The organism is Curtobacterium phyllosphaerae, assembly GCF_049341865.1.
Lineage (GTDB): Bacteria > Actinomycetota > Actinomycetes > Actinomycetales > Microbacteriaceae > Curtobacterium > Curtobacterium phyllosphaerae.
Window position 1 is genome coordinate 134,839 of sequence record NZ_JBMPIU010000002.1, and the last position, 22,209, is coordinate 157,047.

22 protein-coding genes and 1 tRNA gene are annotated in these 22,209 nt (G+C 69.3%); 19 read left to right on the forward strand and 4 right to left on the reverse strand.

Going from position 1 to position 22,209, the window contains the following annotated elements; all coding sequences use genetic code 11:
• Nucleotides 1-120 precede the first annotated feature (120 nt).
• The 12 genes from ftsH (at nucleotide 121) to ACO0E0_RS03850 (ending at nucleotide 11,108) form a co-directional block, all read left to right on the forward strand.
• Nucleotides 121-2,121 carry an ATP-dependent zinc metalloprotease FtsH gene (gene ftsH / locus ACO0E0_RS03795; protein WP_422870072.1) on the forward strand — a complete coding sequence of 667 codons (2,001 nt, stop codon included), beginning with the start codon at nucleotides 121-123 and terminating at the stop codon, nucleotides 2,119-2,121.
• 206 nt (nucleotides 2,122-2,327) lie between these two features.
• On the forward strand, nucleotides 2,328-3,119 hold the full coding sequence (gene folP / locus ACO0E0_RS03800; RefSeq protein ID WP_422870444.1) for a dihydropteroate synthase: 792 nt from the start codon (nucleotides 2,328-2,330) through the stop codon (nucleotides 3,117-3,119).
• Nucleotides 3,116-3,568, forward strand: a complete 453-nt coding sequence (gene folB, locus ACO0E0_RS03805; RefSeq protein WP_422870073.1) for a dihydroneopterin aldolase — start codon at nucleotides 3,116-3,118, stop codon at nucleotides 3,566-3,568. Before folP ends, folB begins: the two co-directional genes overlap by 4 nt.
• Nucleotides 3,565-4,092 (forward strand): 2-amino-4-hydroxy-6-hydroxymethyldihydropteridine diphosphokinase, encoded by a 528-nt coding sequence (gene folK / locus ACO0E0_RS03810; RefSeq protein WP_422870074.1) that lies wholly within the window; start codon nucleotides 3,565-3,567, stop codon nucleotides 4,090-4,092. The genes folB and folK overlap by 4 nt, the downstream gene beginning before the upstream one ends.
• Nucleotides 4,089-4,577, forward strand: a complete 489-nt coding sequence (locus ACO0E0_RS03815; protein ID WP_422870075.1) for a DUF3180 domain-containing protein — start codon at nucleotides 4,089-4,091, stop codon at nucleotides 4,575-4,577. The genes folK and ACO0E0_RS03815 overlap by 4 nt, the downstream gene beginning before the upstream one ends.
• 36 nt (nucleotides 4,578-4,613) lie before the next feature.
• The gene (locus ACO0E0_RS03820) at nucleotides 4,614-5,123 is read left to right on the forward strand and encodes a PH domain-containing protein (RefSeq protein WP_422870076.1); all 510 of its coding nucleotides are present in this window, start codon (nucleotides 4,614-4,616) and stop codon (nucleotides 5,121-5,123) included.
• A 4-nt stretch (nucleotides 5,124-5,127) separates the two neighbouring features.
• Nucleotides 5,128-6,876: a PH domain-containing protein gene (locus ACO0E0_RS03825; protein WP_422870077.1), complete on the forward strand. Its 1,749-nt coding sequence runs from the start codon at nucleotides 5,128-5,130 to the stop codon at nucleotides 6,874-6,876.
• Nucleotides 6,837-7,571, forward strand: coding sequence for a Rossmann-like and DUF2520 domain-containing protein (locus tag ACO0E0_RS03830; RefSeq protein ID WP_422870078.1), 735 nt, complete (start codon nucleotides 6,837-6,839; stop codon nucleotides 7,569-7,571). The genes ACO0E0_RS03825 and ACO0E0_RS03830 overlap by 40 nt, the downstream gene beginning before the upstream one ends.
• A gap of 74 nt (nucleotides 7,572-7,645) precedes the next feature.
• On the forward strand, nucleotides 7,646-9,217 hold the full coding sequence (gene lysS / locus ACO0E0_RS03835; RefSeq protein WP_422870079.1) for a lysine--tRNA ligase: 1,572 nt from the start codon (nucleotides 7,646-7,648) through the stop codon (nucleotides 9,215-9,217).
• Nucleotides 9,218-9,245: 28 nt separating this feature from the next.
• Complete coding sequence (locus tag ACO0E0_RS03840; RefSeq protein ID WP_422870080.1) at nucleotides 9,246-9,473, forward strand: hypothetical protein; 228 nt, start codon at nucleotides 9,246-9,248, stop codon at nucleotides 9,471-9,473.
• A gap of 94 nt (nucleotides 9,474-9,567) precedes the next feature.
• The gene (locus ACO0E0_RS03845; protein WP_422870081.1) at nucleotides 9,568-9,699 is read left to right on the forward strand and encodes a hypothetical protein; all 132 of its coding nucleotides are present in this window, start codon (nucleotides 9,568-9,570) and stop codon (nucleotides 9,697-9,699) included.
• A 320-nt stretch (nucleotides 9,700-10,019) separates the two neighbouring features.
• The gene (locus ACO0E0_RS03850) at nucleotides 10,020-11,108 is read left to right on the forward strand and encodes a sigma-70 family RNA polymerase sigma factor (protein WP_422870082.1); all 1,089 of its coding nucleotides are present in this window, start codon (nucleotides 10,020-10,022) and stop codon (nucleotides 11,106-11,108) included.
• A gap of 25 nt (nucleotides 11,109-11,133) precedes the next feature.
• Here the strand turns inward: ACO0E0_RS03850 and ACO0E0_RS03855 are convergent, their stop codons facing one another.
• Nucleotides 11,134-12,105, reverse strand: coding sequence for an NAD(+)/NADH kinase (locus ACO0E0_RS03855; RefSeq protein WP_422870083.1), 972 nt, complete (start codon nucleotides 12,103-12,105; stop codon nucleotides 11,134-11,136).
• 186 nt (nucleotides 12,106-12,291) lie between these two features.
• On the opposite strand from ACO0E0_RS03855, the gene ACO0E0_RS03860 reads away from it, so the two are divergent.
• The gene (locus ACO0E0_RS03860; RefSeq protein ID WP_422870084.1) at nucleotides 12,292-14,814 is read left to right on the forward strand and encodes an ATP-dependent Clp protease ATP-binding subunit; all 2,523 of its coding nucleotides are present in this window, start codon (nucleotides 12,292-12,294) and stop codon (nucleotides 14,812-14,814) included.
• A gap of 126 nt (nucleotides 14,815-14,940) precedes the next feature.
• Here the strand turns inward: ACO0E0_RS03860 and ACO0E0_RS03865 are convergent, their stop codons facing one another.
• Complete coding sequence (locus ACO0E0_RS03865; protein WP_422870085.1) at nucleotides 14,941-15,351, reverse strand: hypothetical protein; 411 nt, start codon at nucleotides 15,349-15,351, stop codon at nucleotides 14,941-14,943.
• Nucleotides 15,352-15,503: 152 nt separating this feature from the next.
• Here ACO0E0_RS03865 and ACO0E0_RS03870 point away from each other — a divergent pair, with 152 nt between their 5' ends.
• From ACO0E0_RS03870 to ACO0E0_RS03880, 3 genes are all read left to right on the forward strand, one after another.
• Nucleotides 15,504-16,046: an amino-acid N-acetyltransferase gene (locus ACO0E0_RS03870; protein ID WP_422870086.1), complete on the forward strand. Its 543-nt coding sequence runs from the start codon at nucleotides 15,504-15,506 to the stop codon at nucleotides 16,044-16,046.
• A gap of 74 nt (nucleotides 16,047-16,120) precedes the next feature.
• Nucleotides 16,121-16,843, forward strand: a complete 723-nt coding sequence (locus ACO0E0_RS03875; RefSeq protein ID WP_422870087.1) for a hypothetical protein — start codon at nucleotides 16,121-16,123, stop codon at nucleotides 16,841-16,843.
• Complete coding sequence (locus ACO0E0_RS03880) at nucleotides 16,843-17,283, forward strand: SseB family protein (RefSeq protein ID WP_422870088.1); 441 nt, start codon at nucleotides 16,843-16,845, stop codon at nucleotides 17,281-17,283. Before ACO0E0_RS03875 ends, ACO0E0_RS03880 begins: the two co-directional genes overlap by 1 nt.
• An 80-nt stretch (nucleotides 17,284-17,363) precedes the next feature.
• Here the strand turns inward: ACO0E0_RS03880 and radA are convergent, their stop codons facing one another.
• Both radA and ACO0E0_RS03890 read right to left on the reverse strand, forming a co-directional pair.
• On the reverse strand, nucleotides 17,364-18,725 hold the full coding sequence (radA, locus tag ACO0E0_RS03885) for a DNA repair protein RadA (RefSeq protein ID WP_422870089.1): 1,362 nt from the start codon (nucleotides 18,723-18,725) through the stop codon (nucleotides 17,364-17,366).
• A gap of 9 nt (nucleotides 18,726-18,734) precedes the next feature.
• Complete coding sequence (locus tag ACO0E0_RS03890; protein ID WP_422870090.1) at nucleotides 18,735-19,661, reverse strand: SGNH/GDSL hydrolase family protein; 927 nt, start codon at nucleotides 19,659-19,661, stop codon at nucleotides 18,735-18,737.
• Between the two features lie 143 nt (nucleotides 19,662-19,804).
• Here ACO0E0_RS03890 and ACO0E0_RS03895 point away from each other — a divergent pair.
• The 3 genes from ACO0E0_RS03895 to ACO0E0_RS03905 all read left to right on the forward strand — a co-directional run bounded on the left by ACO0E0_RS03895 (nucleotide 19,805) and on the right by ACO0E0_RS03905 (nucleotide 22,157).
• A tRNA-Ser gene (locus ACO0E0_RS03895) sits at nucleotides 19,805-19,891 on the forward strand.
• Nucleotides 19,892-20,009: 118 nt separating this feature from the next.
• A complete protein-coding gene (locus ACO0E0_RS03900; protein WP_422870091.1) occupies nucleotides 20,010-20,612 on the forward strand; it encodes a tyrosine-type recombinase/integrase in 603 nt (200 codons plus the stop codon).
• 993 nt (nucleotides 20,613-21,605) lie between these two features.
• The gene (locus tag ACO0E0_RS03905) at nucleotides 21,606-22,157 is read left to right on the forward strand and encodes an NYN domain-containing protein (RefSeq protein WP_422870092.1); all 552 of its coding nucleotides are present in this window, start codon (nucleotides 21,606-21,608) and stop codon (nucleotides 22,155-22,157) included.
• Nucleotides 22,158-22,209 lie beyond the last annotated feature (52 nt).

Consider the following 22,209-nt stretch of genomic DNA (forward strand, 5'->3'; position numbering starts at 1 on the left):
CCGGGGTGCGCTCTGGTTTCGCTCTCGGAGGACATCCAAGCGGCCCACAGAATCGCGGCCGTATGCTGATTCCCAAGCTTCTTCGGCAGAGAAAGGTGTCGGGCGGACTGCCCAGATCACATGAACTTCAAGCGCATCCTCCGTGGACCTCTGCCCTACGTCGTGCTCGCGATCGTCGGCATCTGGATCGCGTTCAGCATCCTCACCAACGCCGGGACGAGCCAGACGACCACCCAGAAGGGCCTCGAACTCCTCGCGGACGGCAAGGTGGCCTCCGCGACCGTCAACTCCACCGAGCAGCGGGTGGACCTCGTCCTCAAGCAGGGCGGCACGACCGAGCAGTTCTACTACTCGACCCCCCGCGGCGAGGACGTCGTCACCGCCATCGACGACGCCAAGCTGTCCAAGGGCTACAACGACATCGTCAACCAGGGCAACTGGTTCCTGTCGCTCCTCGGCATCGTCCTGCCGTTCCTCATCATCGGCGCGATCTTCTGGTTCATCCTCTCGAGCGCCCAGGGCGGCGGCTCGAAGGTCATGCAGTTCGGCAAGTCCCGAGCGAAGATGAACAACAAGGAGAACCCGCAGGTCACGTTCGCGGACGTCGCCGGTGCGGACGAGGCGATCGAGGAGCTCGAGGAGATCAAGGAGTTCCTGAAGGAGCCCGCCAAGTTCCAGGCCGTCGGCGCCCGGATCCCCAAGGGCGTGCTGCTGTACGGCCCTCCCGGGACCGGCAAGACCCTCCTCGCGCGCGCCGTCGCCGGTGAAGCCGGTGTCCCGTTCTTCTCGATCTCCGGATCGGACTTCGTCGAGATGTTCGTCGGTGTCGGTGCGAGCCGCGTCCGCGACCTCTTCGAGCAGGCCAAGCAGAACTCCCCGGCCATCATCTTCGTCGACGAGATCGACGCCGTCGGCCGGCACCGTGGTGCCGGCATCGGCGGCGGCAACGACGAGCGCGAGCAGACCCTCAACCAGCTCCTGGTCGAGATGGACGGCTTCGACGTCAAGACGAACGTCATCCTCATCGCGGCGACGAACCGGCCGGACGTCCTCGACCCGGCGCTGCTGCGTCCCGGCCGCTTCGACCGCCAGATCGGCGTCGACGCCCCGGGCATGGACGGCCGCAAGCAGATCCTCGAGGTGCACGGCAAGGGCAAGCCCCTCGCCGCGAGCGTCGACCTCGACGTCCTGGCCCGGAAGACCCCCGGGTTCACCGGTGCCGACCTCGCGAACGTCCTCAACGAGGCCGCGCTCCTCACCGCGCGGTCGAACGCGCAGCTCATCGACAACCGTGCCCTCGACGAAGCCGTCGACCGCGTCATGGCAGGGCCGCAGCGTCGGACCCGGGTGATGAACGACCAGGAGAAGCTCATCACCGCCTACCACGAGGGCGGACACGCCCTGGCAGCGTCGGCGATGCGGCACACCGACCCGGTGACGAAGATCACGATCCTCCCGCGCGGTCGTGCCCTCGGCTACACGATGGTGCTCCCGCTCGAGGACAAGTACTCGGTCACGCGCAACGAGCTGCTCGACCAGCTCACCTACGCCATGGGTGGCCGTGTCGCTGAGGAGATCGTCTTCCACGACCCGACCACCGGCGCGTCGAACGACATCGAGAAGGCCACCGGCACCGCCCGGAAAATGGTCACCGAGTACGGCATGAGCCGCAAGGTCGGATCGATCAAGCTCGGACAGGGGTCGAGCGAACCGTTCATGGGCCGCGACATGGGCTCGGGCCGCGACTACTCGGAGAACATCGCCGAGGCCGTCGACGCCGAGACCCGGGCGCTGCTCGAGCAGGCGCACGACGAGGCCTACCAGGTCATCAACGACAACCGCGAGATCCTCGACCACCTGGCGGCAGAGCTCATGGAGAAGGAGACGCTCGACCACAACGAGCTCGCCGAGATCTTCAAGGACGTCAAGAAGCTCCCGGAACGGCCGCAGTGGCTCTCGAGCGAGAACCGTCCGGTCAGCGACCTGCCGGCTATCAGCCTCGCGAAGGACAAGTCGCCGGTGGACGCCGGTGCGGTCGACGGCGGCATCGACTCCGAGCCGCCGGCCAAGCCCAAGCGGACCCGGACCCCGCGGAGCAACCCGGGTATCGCCCCGGCCTAGGTCACGGGATGACCGACCTGCCCACGCGACGTGCGCGCCGGCTCGCCGAGGTGAGCCGCGTCCGCGTCGAGGCCGCCGAACCGGCGACCGTCGCCCTGGACCTCCGCGAAGTCGGCCACCGACTCGGGCAGCAGCAGGCCGCGGCGAGTCGCCGTTCGGCGCGTGCGGCGGTCGATGCCGCCCGGGACCCGGGTCGGACCCGTGTGATGGGCATCCTCAACGTCACGCCGGACTCGTTCAGCGACGGCGGACTGCACGCCGCCTACGACGACGCGGTCACACATGCGCTCGACCTGGTCGCGGCCGGCGCCGACATCGTCGACGTGGGTGGTGAGTCGACCCGGCCCGGTGCCGAGCGTGTCCCGCTCGAGGTCGAGCAGCAGCGCGTGCTCCCGGTCGTGCGGGAGCTCGTCCGGCAGGGGGTCGCGGTGAGCGTCGACACGATGAACGCCGCGACCGCCGAGCGGAGCGTCGAGGCCGGCGCGATGATCGTCAACGACGTCTCGGGCGGCCTCGCGGACCCGGACATGGCGCGTGTGGTGTCGAGCACGGGCGCGGGGTTCGTCGTGATGCACTGGCGGGGGCACAGCGACCGGATGCAGCGGAACGCCGTCTACGCGCACGCGGTCGAGGAGGTCCGCCGCGAGGTCGAGCAGCGGGTCGCCGAACTCATCGTCCTCGGGGTGCACGAGGACCAGATCGTCATCGACCCGGGGCTCGGGTTCGCGAAGGACGCCGGACAGAACTGGGAGATCCTGGCCGGGTACGAGCGGTTCGCGTCGCTCGGCCTCCCGGTGCTCGTCGCCGCGTCGCGCAAGCGGTTCCTGGACGGTGTCGGCAGCGCACCCGGCGCCCCGGCGAGTGCGCGGGACACCGCGTCGGCCGCGATCAGCCTGCTCGCCGCCGAACGGGGGGCGTGGGGCGTCCGGGTGCACGACCCCGTGCCGACCCGCGCGGTGCTCGACGTCTGGGACGCCTGGAGGGCAGCACGATCATGAACGACGTCATCCGTCTGACCGGGGTCCGTGCGCGCGGGCACCACGGGGTGTTCGAGCACGAGCGGCGCGACGGGCAGGAGTTCGTCGTGGACGTCGCGGTCGAGCTCGACGCGTTCGACGCCGCCCGCGCCGACGACCTCGACCGGACCGTGCACTACGGCGTCCTCGCGGAGCGGATCGTCGCCGCGGTCGAGACCGAGCCGGTGGACCTGATCGAGACGCTCGCGGAGCGGATCGCCGGGGTGGCCCTGTCGTTCCCGGCGACGACCGCCACCGAGGTCACGGTGCACAAGCCCCAGGCGCCGATCACGGTGCCGTTCGCCGACGTCTCGATCACGATCCGCCGGACGCGGACGTCCGCCGCGGGCTCGGCGACCGGCTCCGCTGCGCACGTGGCCCTGGACGACGCCCCGGACGATGCTCCGGAGCCGACCGGGAGCACCGCATGAGCTCCACGAGCCGGGCCGTGATCGCCCTCGGGGCGAACCTCGGCGACCGGGGCACGACGCTCCGGGACGCCGCCGCCGCGATCGTCGCCGTCCCGGGCGTCCGCCCGGTCGCCGCCTCGCACGAGGTCGAGTCGGTCGCGGTGACCCTCGACGGCCCGGACGACACCAAGCCCCGCTACCGGAACGCCGTCGTCGTGGTGGACACCGACCTCGACCCGCACGCGCTGCTCGCGGCGCTGCACCGGATCGAGGACGCGCACGGCCGTACCCGCGAGACCCGGTGGGGGGACCGCACGCTCGACCTCGACGTCATCGCGGTCGACGAGCTCGTGCTCGACACCCCCGACCTCGTGGTCCCGCACCCCCGGGCGGCGGAGCGCGCCTTCGTGCTCGCGCCGTGGCTCGACGCCGACCCGGAGGCGGTCCTGCCCGGCCGGGGCTCCGTCCGTGCCCTGCTCGCCACGCTCGGCGACGACACCTCGGTCGTCGACGAGCCACCGCTGTTCTCCCCGGGAGCCCCGTGAAGCACACCCGTCCCTCCACCCTCGTCAGCGTGGCGCTGGTCGCTGCCATCGCGGGCTTCGCGCTCGACGCGGCCCTGGCCTCCCGAGCGCTCCCGGTGCTGATCCTGTCCCCGGCCCTCGGGCTGACCCTGGTGGGCATCGGCGTCGCGCTCGTGTTCATGGCACTGCCCGTCCGGCGGCACGCCCGCGGCACGGCGACCCGCCCGGTCGACGCCTTCTACGCCACGCGGGTCGTGGTCCTCGCGAAGGCGTCGAGCATCTGCGGCGCGCTCGTCGGCGGCTTCGTGCTCGGGGGCCTCGTCTACCTGCTGAGTCGTTCGGTGATCCCCGGGCTAGGCTCGGTCCTGCCGGTCGTCGTCGCGGTGATCGGCGGGATCGTGCTCATGGTCTGCGCGCTGGTGGCCGAACGGATGTGCACGGTGCCCCCGCGGAACGACGACGATGACGACCAGCACGGCGGGCCCGGCGCGACCACCAGGGCCTAGCGCCGCGGACCACGACACCAGACCGAGGGAGGCCAGATGCCGAGGGAACGCCAGCGTCTCGACCTCCCGGGCATCGACTGGGCGCGCGTCTCCCCGAGGCTCGTGTGGACCGAACTCGCCACCGTGCTCCTCGTCGGGGCCGTCATCACCGCCGGGTGCCTGCTCATCGGGTTGCTCGCCCTCGCCGGTGCGGTGAGCGGCGTCGTGTGGACGTGCATCGGTGTCGCCGCGGCGATCGTCACGCTGCTCGTCGCGGCGTTCACCCCCCGCCGCGTCCGGGCGATCGGCTACGCACTCCGAGACGACGACCTCGTCGTCCGCCGCGGACTCATGTGGCAGCGGTTCGTCGCCGTCCCGTACGGTCGCATGCAGCTCGTCGACGTCAGCCGTGGTCCGCTCGGGCGCGTCCTCGGACTGAGCGACCTGCGGTTCGTGACGGCGGCCGCCTCGACGAACGTCCGGATCCCGGGACTCCCGGTGGACGACGCCGACCGGCTCCGCGACCGGCTCGTCGAGATGGCCGAGACCCGACGCGTCGGGTTGTGAGCGCATGACGAGCACCGGCCGTGGCGATGACCGGTCCCTCGCCGCCTCGCTGACCGACGGGGAATGGCACCGGCTGCACCCGGCGACCCCGCTGCTCAAGGGCGGGTTCGTCCTCGTCGCGATCTTCTTCTTCGTCTTCAACCAGTTCCGCGAGCGCCTGGTCGACGCGGTCATCCCGGGGGACGACGGACCGGGCCCCGGGGACGGCGACCCGATCGACTACGTCGTCAGCCACAACTACGTCGGCATGGTCCTCCTCGGCGTGCTGGTGTTCGTGGCGGTCCTGATCGGGCTGTTCACCCTGGCCTGGCGGATGCACACGTTCCGCGTCACCGGGGAGGTCGTCGAGGTCCGCTCCGGCGTCCTGTTCCGGAACCACCGCAAGGCCAGGCTCGACCGGATCCAGGGCGTCAACATCGGTCGTCCGTTCCTCGCGCGCATCCTGGGTGCGGCGCGCCTGGAGATCTCACAGGCCGGGAACGACGCGAACGTGCAGCTCGCCTACCTCGGGTCACGGGCCGCGGACGATCTCCGGCAGCGGATCCTGCAGCTCGCGAGCGGCGCCCGGGAGGACGACGGCCCCCGTGCCGTCGACCCGACGACCGGTCGGTTCGTGGAGCAGCGGATGAACGAGTTCCTCTCGCCCGAGCTCGACCCGGTGGCGATGCGCGCGACGAGCGTGGTCAAGGTGCACCAGGGGCGGCTGATCGGCTCGCTCGTGCTCTCGGAGACCACCGTGTTCATCGTCCTCGCCGCGGTCGCGATCGTCGTGAGCGTCGCGATCACCGGCCGGTACTTCCTGCTCGTGACGTTCGCACCCGCCATCATCGGCGCGGTCGGGTTCTACGTCCGCAAGTTCACGAAGTCGTTGCAGTACACGATCGCGGCGACCCGGGACGGCATCCGGATCGGCTTCGGCCTCGTGTCGACGTCGAACGAGACGCTCCCGCCCGGGCGCATCCACGCGGTGAGCGTGACGCAGCCGCTGCTCTGGCGGCCGTTCGGCTGGTGGGACGTGCGGATCAACCGGGCGTCGCACTCGCAGGGCGGGCGGCAGGCCCAGCAGGTGTCGAGCGTGGTGCTCCCGGTCGGGACCGCGGCCGACGTCCGTGCGGTGCTCGAGATCATCCTGCCCGAGCTCGTCGGCACCGCGGTGGCCGGGCCGGCGGCGTCGTTCGAGGCACTGCGGCAGGGCTCGGCGGCGGCGGTCGGCGTGGTCGAGGAGAGCCTCACGACGACCGGGGACGCCGGCGGGTTCGTCCGGTCGCCCGGCCGTGGTGCCTGGTTCCGGCCACTGTCCTGGCGGCGGAACGGCCACCGGCAGGTCCCCGGCGCGGTGCTCTTCCGGCTCGGTGCGATCTGGCGGTCCCTCGTCGTGGTGCCGCTGCCGCGCGTGCAGAGCGTCCGGGTCGCGCAGGGTCCGCTCGACCGGGTGCTCCGTCTCGCGAGCGTCCACGTCCACACGGTGCACGGGCCGGTCATCGCGCGGATCGGTGCGCTCGACGCCGCCGACGCGATGCGGCTGTTCACCGAGACCGAGGCGAACGCCGTCGCGGCGGCGGACGCCGACACGTCGCACCGCTGGCGGGAGCGGGCGCAGCCCGCGGTCGCCGACGGACGGGAGGCGCGACCGACGTCCGCCACGGACGGGACGCGGGTCGCGCCTCCCGTCCGGTACCCCGCCGGCGCGGTCGGCGACGACCTGGCCGCCGGATGGCGCGGCACCCCGAGACCAGAGGGAGACCACCCGTGACCGACCGTGCAGGACGACTCGGCGTCGGCATCGTCGGGGCCGGCCACGTCGGACCGGTGCTCGGCGCGGCACTGGCGAACGCGGGCCACGCGATCGTCGGGATCTCCGCCGTGTCGGACGCGAGCCGCGACCGTGCCGAGGCGCTGCTCCCCGGTGCGCCGGTGCTCGGCATCCCGGAGCTCGTGGAACGGAGCGAACTGGTGCTCCTCGCCGTGCCGGACGACCAGCTCGCCGAGCTCGTGCAGGGGCTCGCGGACGCGGGCATCTGGCAGCCGGGGCAGCTCGTCGCGCACACGTCGCCCGACCACGGCGTCGGGGTGCTCGCACCGGCGCTCGCGAAGGGCGTCATCCCCCTCGCGATCCACCCGGCCATGGCGTTCACCGGGACGAGCATCGACCTCGGCCGACTCCGTGACGCGTACTGCGCGGTGACCTCGCCGGCACCGGTCCTGCCGATCGGACAGGCGCTCGTGGTCGAGATGGGGGCCGAGCCGGTCGTCGTCGCCGAGGCGGACCGGCCGGCCTACGCGGATGCCGTCCGGGCGGCGATGACCTTCTCCCGTGCGATCGTCGACCAGGCCGCGGGGACGCTGTCCGGCATCGGGGTGGAGCACCCGGGGCGGGTCCTCGGTGCGCTCGTCCGCTCGGCGGTCGAGAACGCCCTCGCGGACGCGGACGGGCAGCAGCGGCTGTAGCGGCGCGGCTCCGGTCGGATCGGAGCCCCGGTACGATCGACACCGTCCCCCACGAACCCTGGAGCCGCGCCAGCATGACCGACGAACACGTCGACACCACCCCCGAGACCACGGCCGCCGACGTCGCGTCGGACGCGGCGGCCGCCGCAGCCGCCGAGGCCGCTGCGCAGGACGTCGCCGAGCAGGAGGCCTCGGAGCAGAAGGCGGTCCGTCTCGACAAGCGCGCGCGACTCCTGGAGCAGGGCATCGAGGCGTACCCGGTGGCCGTGGGCGTGACCGACACGATCCCCGCCGTCCGTGCTCGGTACGCCCAGCTCGAGACCGGCGAGGAGACCGCGGACGTCGTCGGGCTCGCCGGACGCATCGTCTTCTCCCGCAACACCGGCAAGCTCTGCTTCGCGACCCTCCAGTCCGGCGACGGCGCCCGCATCCAGGCGATGGTCTCCCTGGCCGAGGTCGGCGACGACTCGCTGGCGCGCTGGAAGGAGTTCGTCGACCTCGGCGACCACGTGTTCGTGCACGGCCGGGTGATCTCGAGCCGCCGCGGCGAGCTGAGCGTCATGGTCGACGACTGGGCGATCGCGGCGAAGGCGATCCGCCCCCTGCCGAACCTGCACACCGAGCTGTCCGAGGAGTCCCGCGTCCGGCAGCGCTACCTCGACCTGATCGTCCGCGAGCAGGCTCGCACCACGGTCCGTGCCCGGGCGGCGGTGATGCAGTCCCTGCGTGCGACGTTCGACGCCCACGAGTACCTCGAGATCGAGACGCCGATGCTGCAGACCCAGCACGGCGGCGCCTCGGCCCGTCCGTTCGTGACGCACTCGAACGCCTTCGACACCGACCTGTACCTGCGGATCGCGCCGGAGCTCTTCCTGAAGCGCGCCGTCGTCGGCGGGATCGACCGGGTGTTCGAGGTGAACCGGAACTTCCGCAACGAGGGCGCGGACTCCACGCACTCCCCGGAGTTCGCGATGGTCGAGGCGTACCAGGCGTACGGCGACTACGAGCAGATGGCGGACCTCACCCAGGAGATCGTGCAGAACGCCGCGGCCGCGGTGAGCGGTGGCCACGTCGTGACGCTGCCGGACGGCTCCGCGTACGACCTCGGCGGCGAGTGGGCGCGGATCGACATGTACGGCACGCTCTCGGACGCGATCGGGCGGCCGATCACACCCGACACCGCGCTGTCCGACCTCGTCGCACTCGCGGAGGCCGCGGGGGTCGAGGTCGCGCACCCGACGCACGGCAAGTACGTCGAGGAGCTGTGGGAGCACTTCGTCAAGGGGTCGCTCGACTCCCCGACGTTCGTGATGAACTTCCCGCTCGACACCTCCCCGCTGACGCGCGAGCACCGGTCGCGGCCGGGTGTCGTCGAGAAGTGGGACCTCTACGTGCGCGGGTTCGAGCTGGCGACGGCGTACTCGGAGCTCGTCGACCCGGTGGTCCAGCGGGAGCGGTTCGTCGCGCAGGCCAGGCTCGCCGCGGGCGGGGACGCGGAGGCGATGCGGGTCGACGAGGAGTTCCTCCGTGCCCTCGAGCACGGCATGCCGCCGTCGGGCGGGATGGGCATGGGCATCGACCGGTTGCTGATGGCGATCACCGGGCTCGGCATCCGCGAGACGATCCTCTTCCCGCTCGTCCGGTGACCCAGCGTCCACGAGCTATCCTGCTGACGTGCCTCATGGAGTCGTGACCGGGATCATCTTCGCGTTGACGCCGACGATCATCGTCGGTCTCATCTTCTGGTTCGTGATGCGCGCGATCATCCGGGCGGACCGCACCGAGCGGGCCTCCTACGCCAAGATCGAGGCCGAGGAGCGCGCGAAGTTCGCCGCGGAGCGCGGTCGGACGACGGCGCAGCCCGGGTCGCCGGTGTCGCCGGTCACGTCCTCCTCGGACTGACGGACCCCGGCGCCGACCAGCATCGAGACATGCGTCGGCGAGCGGTCATCTCGCGTTCACCTGGACGCCCCTCGACGGTGCCAGCATGCTCGACATGAGCACCGTCCTGCGCGCCGTTCGTCGCACCCTGATCGGCGACTTCGAGAACGAGTACGACGAGTTCGACCTCGATGAGGACCTCGAATGCGCCCTCAAGCGGACCGTCTGGCTCGAACCGTCTTGGTGAACCCCGGTTCGGGGTACGGTCCGGTGTCGCCAGCCGTACCTCGATCCGTACCCCGAACCATCTGCGCGTTCCGGACGATCGCCGGGGTACAACCTCGGAGAGCGGCAAGAACACCGCCTGAAAGCCCGGAGACACGGCGGATCGCGCTTGGAAACGGACTGCATCGGGGTCCACACTGGCGTCGTCGCGTACCCCATCACCGGGTCTGTCGATGACCAAGCACGGAGATCCCTGAGAATCGTTCCGAACGATTTGTGGGGTACACCGTTTTCCCGCCAAACTCGTGGCACACCCCGTCAACGCCTAGGGAGAGTCAGCAGATGACGACCGCAACCGCAGCTCCGACCAGCACGACGCGTCGCAAGACGACCAAGACCACCACGACCGCCGCCGCATCGGTCGCGACCGCGTCGAACGCCGCCGCGCAGAAGTCGCGCGAGCTGGAGGTCGTCGAGACCGCGATCGAAGCCGACGAGCGTCTCGCCGGCGTCCGCGGAGCATCCGTAGACCAGGTCGGCGACTACCTCCGCCACATCGGCCGTCTCGCGCTCCTCACGGCGGCCGAAGAGGCCGAGATCGCCCGCCGCATCGAGGTCGGACTGTTCGCCGAGGAGAAGCTCGCGACCGAGCCGGGTCTCAGCAAGCAGCTCGAGCGCGAACTGCGGTGGCTCGGCCGCGACGGCCAGCGCGCCAAGGAGCGCATGATCACCTCGAACCTCCGACTCGTCGTGAGCATCGCCAAGCGCTACTCGCAGCGCGGCCTGCCGTTCATGGACGTCATCCAGGAGGGCAACCTCGGCCTCGTCCGCGCCGTCGAGAAGTTCGACTTCACGCAGGGCTACAAGTTCTCGACGTACGCCACGTGGTGGATCCGCCAGGCCATCTCCCGCGGCCTCGCCGACAAGGCCCGCACGATCCGCATCCCGGTCCACACCGTGGAGCTGATCAACAAGATCTCCCGCACCGAGCGCGACCTCACCGTCGACCTCGGCCGCGCCCCCTCGGCAGAAGAGGTGGCCGAAGAGCTCAGCATGAACGTCGACGAGCTCGTCGACCTCAAGGGCCGCTCGCACGAGCCGGTGTCGATCCACACCGTGGTCGGCGACTCGGACGACAGCGAGCTCGGTGACTTCATCGAGGACGAGGACGCTGCGAGCCCGAACGAGATGACCGAGTCGACGCTGCTGCACCGCGACATCCGCTCGATCGTCGCCGAGCTCCCGAGCGACGAGGCGAACGTCATCCGGATGCGCTACGGCCTCGACGACGACCACCCGATGACCCTCGACGAGATCTCGAAGGTCGTGCACACGACCCGTCAGGCCGTCAGCCGGGTCGAGTCCCGTGCCAAGCTGCGGCTGTTCGCGAAGGCCGTCAGCCAGGACATGCAGCTCTACCTGACCGACTGACCCAGCCGATCCGAGCGCACACAGCTCAGCCGACGCCCGGACCTGCCAGGTCCGGGCGTTCGTGCGCCCGGAGCCGTTGCCGGACCTCGGCCGGGATCAGCTCCTGCAGCTGGTCCGGCCGGAGCGGCAGGTCGAGCAGGCTGAGCTTCACGCGACCGGTCCGTCCGTGGCGCTCGGCGTCCAGGCGGATCACCGAGCCGGCGTTCTTCCGGAGCTTGACGTCGATCTGCGCGCCCGTCGCGACCTCGCCCACGACGAGGCCATCGACCTCGAGCGCGGCGCTCCGGGTGCCCTCGGCGATCGTGAACCGGTACCGCTCCCGGGCCGCGAGGACGATGGACCGGTCGATCCCGGCCATCGGCGCGACGGGCGTCACGACGGAGCCGGACAGCGCCGGGGAGAGCACTGGTCCGCCGGCGGCGTGGTTGTACGCCGTCGAGCCGGCGGGGGTGGACGCCACGATCGCGTCCGCGCGGTAGTAGCCGTACGTCATGCCGCTGATCGTCAGGTCCGCCGAGACCTGCCCGGAGCCGGGGCGTCGGACGACGGTCAGGTCGTTGAACGCCAGGTAGTTCGTGCTCGACCCGGACCACGACAGCGTCGCCTCGAGGGCGTGGTGCGGTTCCAGGGAGTAGTCGCCGGCGGACATGCGGCCGAGTGCGATCTCGAGCTCCTGCGGCTCGATCTCGACGAGGAACCCGACGTTGCCGTAGTTGACGCCGAGCACCGGGACGGGCCGCGACGCGACGAGGCGCATCGCACCGAGCATCGTGCCGTCCCCGCCGAGGGCCACGACGGCGTCGACGCGCTCACGGAACTCGTCGTCCTCGAGCAGCTCGATGCCGGCGCCCGGGATGCCGCTCCCGAGTCGGCTCTCGTCGATCCGGCGCGCGACGAGGTGGCCGCGGCCGTCCTGGTTCCAGCGCTGGAGCGTGACCACCGACTCCGAGACGTCCTTGGTCGGGTGCACGACGATGCCGACGAGTGGGTCCTCCATGGACGGGAGCGTACTCAGCCGACCTCCCCGTCAGCCGGTCGGCGAACGGGTGCCGGCCACCGTCACGCCCACGGCGAACAGGGGCAGACCACCACGTGCGCGCTGGTTAGTCTCGATTTACGCACCGGTCTCGTGAGGAGCCCGGTACATCTGTCGGCTCCACTCTCCGGAGCCAAGGGAGAGCACATGTTCGAGAGATTCACCGACCGAGCCCGTCGTGTTGTCGTCCTCGCCCAAGAAGAGGCGAAGATGCTCAACCACAACTACATCGGCACCGAGCACATCCTCCTCGGCCTCATCCACGAGGGCGAGGGCGTCGCCGCGAAGGCGCTGGAGTCGCTCGGCATTTCCCTCGATGCCGTCCGCGAGCAGGTCCAGGACATCATCGGGCAGGGGCAGCAGCAGCCGACGGGGCACATCCCGTTCACGCCGCGTGCCAAGAAGGTCCTGGAGCTGTCACTGCGCGAAGCGCTCCAGCTCGGCCACAACTACATCGGGACCGAGCACATCCTGCTCGGCCTCATCCGTGAAGGCGAAGGCGTCGCCGCCCAGGTCCTCGTCAAGCTCGGCGCCGACCTCAACCGCGTCCGCCAGCAGGTCATCCAGCTCCTCTCCGGGTACCAGGGGAAAGAGGCCGTCGCCGTCGGTGGCGAGAACCAGCAGAACGCCCAGCAGGGCTCGCAGGTGCTCGACCAGTTCGGCCGGAACCTCACCCAGGCCGCCCGCGACGGCAAGCTCGACCCGGTCATCGGTCGCGAGAAGGAGATGGAGCGGGTCATGCAGATCCTCTCCCGTCGCTCGAAGAACAACCCCGTCCTGATCGGCGAGCCCGGCGTCGGCAAGACCGCCGTCGTCGAGGGCCTCGCCCAGGCGATCGTCAAGGGCGACGTGCCCGAGACGCTCAAGGACAAGCAGCTCTACTCGCTCGACCTCGGTTCGCTCATCGCCGGGTCCCGCTACCGCGGTGACTTCGAGGAGCGCCTCAAGAAGGTCACCAAGGAGATCCGCACCCGCGGCGACATCATCGTCTTCATCGACGAGATCCACACCCTCGTGGGTGCGGGTGCCGCCGAGGGCGCGATCGACGCCGCGTCGATCCTCAAGCCGCTCCTCGCCCGCGGTGAGCTGCAGACGATCGGCGCGACCACGCTCGACGAGTACCGCAAGCACTTCGAGAAGGACGCCGCCCTCGAGCGCCGGTTCCAGTCGGTCCAGGTCAACGAGCCGTCGCTGCCGCACACGATCAACATCCTCAAGGGCCTCCGCGACAAGTACGAGGCGTTCCACAAGGTGTCGATCACGGACGGCGCGATCGTCTCTGCGGCGAACCTCGCGGACCGGTACGTGCAGGACCGGTTCCTGCCCGACAAGGCCATCGACCTGATCGACGAGGCCGGTGCCCGTCTCCGCCTCTCGATCCTCTCGGCACCCCCGGAGCTCCGCGAGTTCGACGACAAGATCTCGTTGGTCCGCGGCCAGAAGGAGGCGGCGATCGAGGACCAGGACTTCGAGAAGGCCGCATCCCTCCGCGACGAGGAGAAGAAGCTCCTCGGCGAGCGGCTCCGCCTCGAGAAGCAGTGGCGCTCCGGCGACGTCGCAGCCTCCGGCACGGTCGACGAGGGTATCATTGCTGAGGTCCTGGCGCAGGCCACGGGCATCCCGGTGTTCAAGCTCACCGAAGAGGAGACCTCGCGGCTCGTCTTCATGGAGAAGGCCCTGCACCAGCGCGTCATCGGACAAGAGGAAGCCATCTCGGCGCTCTCGAAGACCATCCGACGCACGCGTGCCGGTCTCAAGGACCCGAACCGCCCCTCCGGCTCGTTCATCTTCGCCGGGCCCACGGGTGTCGGCAAGACGGAGCTGGCGAAGGCGCTCGCCGAGTTCCTGTTCGACGACGAAGGCGCGCTGATCTCCCTCGACATGTCGGAGTTCGGCGAGAAGCACACGGTCTCGCGGCTCTTCGGTGCCCCTCCCGGGTTCGTCGGGTTCGAGGAGGGCGGCCAGCTCACCGAGAAGGTGCGCCGCAAGCCGTTCTCCGTGGTCCTCTTCGACGAGATCGAGAAGGCCCACCCGGACATCTTCAACTCGCTGCTGCAGGTGCTCGAGGAAGGCCGTCTCACCGACGGCCAGGGCCGCGTGGTCGACTTCAAGAACACCGTCATCATCATGACCACGAACCTCGGTTCGCAGGGCATCGCCGGTGGCCCGGTGGGCTTCCAGGTCGAGGGTGACTCCGGCATCGGGTACGACCGCATGCGCGCCAAGGTGAACGAGGAGCTGAAGAAGCACTTCAAGCCTGAGTTCCTGAACCGCGTCGACGACACGATCGTGTTCCCGCAGCTGTCGAACTCGGAGCTCCTGCAGATCGTCGACCTGTTCGTCAAGCGCCTGTCGGACCGCCTGCTGGACCGCGACATGACCGTCGAGCTCTCGCTCGCGGCCAAGGAGCAGCTCATCAAGGTCGGGTTCGATCCGGCACTCGGCGCACGACCGCTCCGTCGCGCGATGCAGCACGAGGTCGAGGACCAGCTGTCCGAGCACATCCTGCAGGGTGAGCTCACCGCGGGCGACCACGTCAAGGTGGACTTCGCGGACGGCAAGTTCGAGTTCGAGACCGGGCGTCAGCCGGGTCGCGAGGAGGTCCTCGCGGGCGTCCCCGCCATCGAGTCGGTCACCCCCGATGCCCCCGCGGGTGATATCGAGGCGTAGCCCCGAACCAGCCCCTGACGAGACACCGCCCTCCGCGCGAGACACCGCGCAGGAGGGCGGTGTCTCGTCGTGAGGGCGGTGCTCAGGTGGGCGGTGCTCAGGTGGGACGCGGTCGGTGACCGAGCGTCAGATGCGGTCGTTGGTGTTGAAGTCGGCGCCGTCGGAGCCCGGGACGACATCGCTGTCGCCGCGCTCCGCGTCGCTCGTGACGTCGCTCTCGGCGGTGCCGTCCGAGTCGCCGTTCAGCCCGTCGGCGAGTCCGTTCGTCTGGTCGAACAGGTGTCCGGGGCTGTCGAGGTCGGCGAGGGAGTCGGTGCCGGCGGCGTCGCGGTCAGGCGAGCCGTGGTCGTCGCCGTCGACGGGCGTGGCGGCGACGTGCTCGCCGTGGTGCTCGTGGTCGGCGTGGTCGTGCTCGTGGCTGACGTGGTCCGCGTGGTCGTGCCCCACGTGGTCGTGGTCCGCGTGCCCGGTGAGGTCGTGGTCCGAGGCGCTGTGCTGGTCGTTGACGGCTTCGTCGCCGTTGTCGATGGTGTCCATGCCGCGGACGCTACGCCCGGTCGGGGTACGGCCGTCGGGTCGGGTCCCAGGGTGCGTCCCTCCGGACGGGAGGCGCGGGGCGGCGCCGACCCGCGCCTCCCGTCCGGTGGTGGTGCGGTGCTGCACATCCCCGCCTGACTAGGGTTGTCGAGATGGACACGGTGAGCGGTTGGGACGTCGGCGAACGGGACGAGCACGGCATCGTCGTGCGTCCGGCGCTCGCATCCGACGTCCCGCACATCCAGCGGCTCATCGCCCCGTACGTGGACCGGCGGATCCTGCTCGGCAAGGACAACGTCACCCTGTACGGCTCGATCCAGCAGTTCCGGATCGCCGAGGGTCCAGACGGTGTCCCCATCGGCTGCGGCGCGCTCGCGGTGTTCTGGGACGACATCGCCGAGGTCCGGACGCTCGCGCTCGACCCGTCGTGGATCCACAAGAAGGTCGGGCACCGGCTCCTCGAGGGCCTCGAGCACGACGCCCGCGCTCTCGGCGTCGCTCGGATCTTCTGCCTGACGTTCGAGGTCGACTTCTTCGCGAAGCACCACTACCTGGAGATCGGCGAATCCGTCGTCGAGCCCGAGGTCTACGCCGAGCTCGTGCGGTCCTCCGACGAGGGCGTCGCGGAGTTCCTCGACCTCGCCCGCGTCAAGCCGAACACCCTCGGCAACACGCGGATGCTCAAGCTGCTCTGACCGCGACCTGAGGAAGCCCCCGACCCGCGGCGTCCCTGCCGGGCACCGGAGGATCCGCGACCTACCCTGTGCGCATGTCGTCGTTCCGCAACCCCGTCGGGCCGCAGCCGAGCCGCGTGTACTGGCGACGGCGGATGCTCGTCCTCGGGGCGGTCGTCGTGGTCGTCGCAGTCGTCCTCCTCATCGTCATCGGTCGCGGTGGCGGGTCCTCGTCGGCCGCACCCACCGACTCGCCGTCGGCCACCGCACACGCGGGTGCGAAGCCGAGCGCGTCGAGGACCGCCGCCGCAGCGACGGACGCGCCCAGCTCCTCCGCGTCCGGCGGGGCGACCGGGTCGCCGACCGACGACGCCACCGCCAGCGGCGGCAGCGGAGCCTCGTCCGCCAAGGACGGCGCGACCTGCACCAAGTCGCAGATCACCCTGACCCCGATCACGGACAAGACCACGTACGGTCCGACCGAGGAACCGAAGATCGCGATGTCGATCCGCAACACCGGCAAGAACGCCTGCCACATGGACCTCGGGTCGAGCCAGCAGGTGCTGACCATCACGAGCGGCCAGGAGACCTACTGGACCTCGAAGGACTGCCAGACCGGTGGGACGAACCAGGACGTCACGCTCAAGGCCGGGCAGACGCTGACCACGCCGTCGATCGCGTGGGACCGCACCCGGTCGTCGACGACCACCTGCGACGCCTCGCGATCGTCGGTCACCGCCGGGGGTGCGAGCTACCACCTCGACGTGTCCGTCGGGAACATCACCTCGTCCACCTCCGCACAGTTCGTGCTGAGCTGATGGTGTCCGGCAACCCGGCGAAGCGGGGACGGGGCGGATCCGGGGACGCAGGCGGGGCTGCCTCGGGCGATGTGCGGTTCCGGAGCGAGCAGCTCGAGCAGGCGCTCGCTGCGCAGGACGTCGCTGCCGTCGCGTTCGCGGTGCGGAACGACATCGTCATCGTGCCGCGCCTCGTCACCGGGAAGAAGGACGAGCAGGTGCGGGTGTTCGGTCGCGAGGGCAGCGACAAGCGCATCCTGCTGCTGTTCTCGTCGGCAGACGCGTACACCGCGATGGTGCCGGACGAGAGGGTCCGGCAGGTGATGGTCTACGACGCGGCACGGTTGACGGCGTTCATCGAGTCGCACCTCGACGTGCTCGAGCAGGTGTTCTTCGACATCGCCGGGCCGCACACCATGGCGGCGGACCCGCGGGACCTGTTGGACGCGCTGCGGCGCTGATCGGCGCTGATCAGCGCGGGGTGCGGGCTCCGTTCGGGCTCCGTGCGGGCTCCCTTCGGGCTGGGTCCGGGTCGGGCCCGTCAGAACGCGGCGTCGAGCTCCCGCTCGCGAACGCTCCTGGCCATCGTGAACGCGACCCGGAGGGCTTCGCGCAGGTGTTCCGAGTCCGCGCCGAGGATCGTCGAGAACCCGAGCCGCCCGCCCTCGTTCGTGCGTTGCTTCGCGCCGGTCGTGGGCCGGATCTCGCCCGCGAGGCTGATCTCCCCGATCGCTGCGAGGGTCTGCGGGTAGGGGCGGTCGCGCGCAGCACTCGCGAGGGCCAATGCGATCGCGAGGTCGGCTCCCGGTTCCACGAGCCGCATCCCGCCGACGGTCGAGACGTAGACGTCGCTGTCGGAGAGCTTGATGCCCGCGCGACGCTCGAGGACCGCCAGCAGCATGGCCACCCGGGAGGAGTCGACGCCGTTCACCACCCGACGCGGCTGCGGGGCCGAACTCGGGACGACGAGCGCCTGGACCTCGACCGGCAACGCGCGCCGCCCCTCCATGGCGATCGTGATGCAGGTCCCGCTGACGGGCGTGCCGTTCCGGCTCATGAAGAGTCCCGACGGGTCGGGGACCTCGTGGATGCCGTCGCCCGCCATGTCGAAGCACCCGACCTCGTCCGTCGGGCCGAAGCGGTTCTTGAGCGCGCGGACGAAGCGGAGGGCCGTCTGTCGGTCGCCCTCGAAGTGGCAGACGACGTCGACCAGGTGCTCGAGGAGGCGCGGGCCGGCGATCGTGCCGTCCTTCGTGACGTGGCCGACGATGAGGATCGGCAGGGCGCGGTCCTTCGCGACCCGGATCAGGGTGCTCGCGACCTCCCGCACCTGGGACGTCCCACCCGCGATGCCGTCGATGCTGCCGGAGGAGATCGTCTGGACGGAGTCGGCGATCACGAGGTCCGGCTCGACCTGGTCGATCTGACCGAGGATGACGCTGAGGTCGACCTCGCTCGCCAGGTAGAGCTCGTCGTGCAGGGCGCCGGTCCGCTCAGCACGGAGTCGGACCTGGTCGACGGACTCCTCGGCGCTCACGTACAGGACGCGCTTGCCCATCTGCGCCGCGCGGGAGGCGACCTCGAGCAGCAGCGTCGACTTGCCGACGCCGGGCTCGCCGCTCAGGAGGATGGCCGCGCCCGGGACGATGCCGCCGCCGAGGACGCGGTCGAACTCGCCGATGCCGGTCTGCCAGTGGCTTGCGCGGGTGCCGGTCTGCTCGGTGATCGGTCGGGCCGCTCGGGCGCCCGTGACGGCGACGGCTGCCGTGCCGCGGACGCTCGCCAGCGCGGCGGAGGTGTCTTCGACGGTGCCCCACGACTGGCACTCGCCGCAGCGGCCGACCCACTTGAGGCTCGTCCAACCGCATTCGGTGCAGCGGAAGGTGGATTGCGGGCGCGCCATGGGACGAGGCTAGGCGGCGCCGCCGACATCATGCGGAGCGGCATGCGTGTCGGTCTGCTGGTCGCGGTGTCGGTCGGGACGGTGGATCGGTTCGGCGGACTCGGCTGCCTGGTCGGCGCGTCGGTTCGCCTCCGGGCCGGCCTCTCGTCCGAGTTCCTCGGCCTCTCGCGCGGAGAGGTGCTCCCGGATCGCGGCGACCGTGTCCACCCGGGCATCGACGAGCGGCTCGAACGCGCTCGCCCACACCACGTAGCCGTTGTCGTTGGGGTGGAACAGGTCCCCGTAGGAGTTGAAGAACGTCCGGCGGAGGCCCACGCGTTTGGTGATGGTGTGCAGCGGCGCGACGGTCAGCCCGAACTCGTCGGCGACGCGGTGCACGATCTCGTTCGCGACCGTGACCTTGCGCTCCCGATCGCGGAAGAACATGCAGGGGAGTTCCGCGACGATCGCATGCGAAGGCACAGCACCGTAGATCGCCCGCAGGTTCCGCTCGAACTTGTCCGGGTGGAAGTCCGCGATGTCGTTCGCGCCGATCGACACCGTGCAGATGTCGGGTGAGTACCCGGCGAGCTTCGGGAGCTGGTCCTTCTTCGCGCCCCACGTGGTCGCACCGCTGACACTGAGGTTCACGACGCGGAGCGTGTCCCGCGACCGGTGCCGGATCCGCCGCGCCAGGAGGCCGACGTACCCCCGACTCGGGATCGTCGCCCCGACACCCTGCGCGGCGGAGTCGCCGATCGCCAGGTAGGTGAGCTGGCCGTCGTGGTGGATGCGCTCACGCCACCAGTCCGCGTGGACGGGGAGCATGTCGACGACGCGTTGGGCTGCCGCGCGCTGGCCCCTGACGCCGCGGCGGGCGCCCCAGCCACCGGCGGCAGCGATCATGGCGCCTCCGCCGGCGGAGACGAGCAGTGCGACGAGTGTTCGGACCTTCATCCCACGGACGATACGCCGGGGCGGGCGGCGGATCGTGGCCGCGGGTGGAGCCTGTGCACAGGGTGCTCGGACGCCCGGACTGGGGAGGGATCGGCGTCTGCGCTGATTCGCTGCGGGTGCGGGCATGCGGTAGCATCGTCGGCGGTACCGTGTCCGAGCGGCCTAAGGAGCATGTCTCGAAAACATGTGTGGGGGCAACTCCACCGTGGGTTCAAATCCCACCGGTACCGCAAGGAAACCGCATGAGCCCGTCGGATTGTCAAATTTGGCGAGTTCATGCGGTTTTTCCGTTGTGCGACATCACGCTGTGAGTTGACCTCTTAAGTTGACTTCACGATCATCGGAATCGTGTATGAGTTCGACGAGAAAGACAGAGACCGGCTGAATCGCTCTGGGCTGAAGAAGCACGGCCCCAACAGCGAGAGACGACCGAAGAAGCGGGCCGATGGAGAGGGCACCGTCTTCGCTGTCGAGCGGACTCGCAAGGATGGTAGCCCGTCCGTCTACTACTGGGCAGCCAAGACCGTTGAGCTTGGCGCAATAAGCAAGAAGGTCACAGCCCAGGGGCTCACCGAGCGAGCAGCCATCGACCGCCGCGACTCTAAAGTCTTGAGGCTCCGAGTTATCTACGGACTGGAACCGCCTGAGAGCATTCCGCCTGATCCCCGTATTGCTTACCTCACCGTTGGCGACCGCCTGACTGAGTGGCTCGATGAACGGAGAACCGAAGGGTTAGTGCCGAACTCAATCCACATGTACGATGCAAGGATCAGGAATCATCTACTCCCAGCCTTCGGAGCCCACCCCATCCGGCTTCTCACCTACGAACAACTTAACGGGTTCTTCGGCACCGCCCTGCCCGCCAAGGGTCTAGGGCCGAATTCAATCCGTCAGGTATTCGTCTGTCTTCGAGCGCGATCGACCACTATCTGCGTAATGGCAGACTCTTGACCCACCCCATGGTTGGTCTCAAGCCTCCAACTAAGGACCGCAAGAGCAACGAGAGGACGAAGAATCTTCGACGAGCCTCCAAGTTTCTCTGAAAATACTTGGGCAATACAGGACGCCGAGAAGATCAGGAGGCTCGCTGGTTCCTCGGAATGATGGGAATGCGGCAGGGCAAGGTTCTTGCGCTGACCGACGACTGCCTCGACGGAGCGAGGCCGAAAGACCGGGGCCGGCGCGTTCCTGTCAAGCAGCAGCTCCAGCGCATCAACGCAGAGCAGGGCAGCGCTCTCGACAAAACAACGGGACGGTGGAGCTGCGGCCGCCAGACCACCAACTGCCCCCAGCGAATCGGTGAGACTCGCTGGGAGCTGACTCGTACGAAGACAGAGAGCAGCTCCCGGGAAATAGTGATCCATGAAGGAGCCTGGCGGATGCTTCTCGATCACAGGAAGAAGCAGCAAGCACGGTGCAAATCGGCGAGCTTTCATCCTGCCGAAGGCATGGGGCTGGATACTCTGCTCTTCACGAGGCCCGATGGTCAGCCCATCTACGCTTAGCGAGATCGAAAAGCTCTAGACGAGCTGCTGGCTTCCATCCAGGGTCTCCCTCCAGACATGACTGTTCACACTCTCCGCCACATAGCCACCACTCTTCTCATCGAGGGAGGAGCAACTCAGGCCGACCTCGTTTCGATGATGGGATGGAGCGCAAAATAATGCGACGCTCGGATCGCTACCTACTCCTTAGTAGATGTTGCGGGTCTCGCCGCTGGAACCTGCATGAAGTACGCCGAGTAGTTCTTCTCCAAGCCGTAGCCGCCTGCCTCGGCCCGCCTCATCGTCACGGTGACGGCACCCACGCAGGGGATGAGCAAGCGTCTGAGACTGCAGGCTCTGCACTATGAACCCCAAATCGCGGCCATGGTAGGACGGTGCGAGCCTCTGCGCTAGTATCATCTCGACTGGCACGGAGCCAGACGTTTCGCAGAGTCGGGGGATGCTTCAGATGACTTTCTATGTGTATGTGGACAACTCGAATGTCTGGATCGAGGGACGGCGTATCAGCGCCGTGCGGAAGGGCATGGCGACCTCACTCACGGATGCCATGAACCGCAAGATCGTTGACCAGACCTGGACCTACGACTTTGGCAAGCTCTACGAACTGATCTGCCCAGCCGTGCAGAAGATTGGCCGGTCGAGCCTGTTCGGCTCGCGCCCACCCGCGAACGACTCGATTTGGGAACTCGCACGAGCGCAGGGGTTTGAGGTCAAACTCTACGATCGCAACGCGGCGAACAAGGAGAAGCAGGTGGACACCGGGATCGCCACAATGATCCTCGAAGATTCCTATGAGTACATGAAACCCGGTGACGAGTTGATCCTGGTGTCGGGGGACACTGACCACTTGCCCGCGATCAACTCCCTCGCACGGCGCGGCTTCCCGACGCGCATCGCCTTTTGGGAGCATGCGACGGGCGCTGAGCTGAAGAAGGCTCCGATCACCTTCATCGCGCTCGATCCCGCCTTCGACTTCATCACCAAGACATAGCAAACGAGCAGGGCCGGGGCGAGAGACCAATCGAACCCCGGCCTTGCTTGTT